Source organism: Actinoplanes oryzae (genome assembly GCF_030757795.1).
Taxonomy (GTDB): Bacteria; Actinomycetota; Actinomycetes; order Mycobacteriales; family Micromonosporaceae; genus Actinoplanes.
On the sequence record NZ_JAUQWH010000356.1, the window covers coordinates 1 to 745 of the forward strand.

At 68.9% G+C, this 745-nt stretch carries 1 protein-coding gene; it reads right to left on the reverse strand.

What is annotated here, in order from left to right:
* Window positions 1-697, reverse strand: a 697-nt coding sequence (locus RBH18_RS43895) for a transposase (RefSeq protein ID WP_306216452.1), incomplete at its 3' end; no start/stop codon positions are given.
* Window positions 698-745: the final 48 nt, after the last annotated feature.

Genomic DNA, 745 nt, shown 5'->3' on the forward strand with positions numbered 1-745 from the left:
GCTGCCGGCGCAGGACCCGGTCGGATCGCATCCGCACCAGCAGCTTCACGGGCAGGTCGGCGAGCAGGAACGCCAACCGGGGACCGTCGTAGCCGGCATCCGCAACGATCCATATGTCCGGGTCGCCGGGCTGCCAGTGCCCGGCGGTGATCAGCCGTTCGACGACCTCGCGCAGCTGGGCGGCGGTGACGCTCGCCGTGTCGTCACCCGGGGCGAGCCGGCGGATGTCCAGCGGGGCGGTCCACGAGCTACGCCCGGTCTCCAGGGCGGTGACCAGTGAATACGGCCAGCCCGGGACCATAATGTGGGTGTCTTTGCCGCGCCCGTAGGTATGACAGAGCACCCGTTGCGGGGATGTATGAGCTTCCGGGCGCAGCCAGCACGTCACGTCCACCGCCAGCACGATCCGGCCGTCCGCTGCCCGCGGCACCATCGCCGCGGCGATCGCGGTCTTGAGCGCGGCGATGTCGATACGGCCGCGGTTCAACGCCGCATACAACGAGCCGTGACCGCGCCGATGCTCACCGGCCAGCGACAACTCGACCAGCGAGCGCACCGGCGCATCCCCGCACAACAGCGCGTCGGTGAGCTCGAACAACGCATCCGCCCGGGCGCTCAGACACCCGTGGAACTCGCGCCGGAACCCGGCCAGCCGCCCGAGCGCACCGGCCGGATCGACGTCATGCACACTGATCACCAGACAGCCCTTGGTTTTGATCTTCTTCCCTAGACAAGAGGAATGATC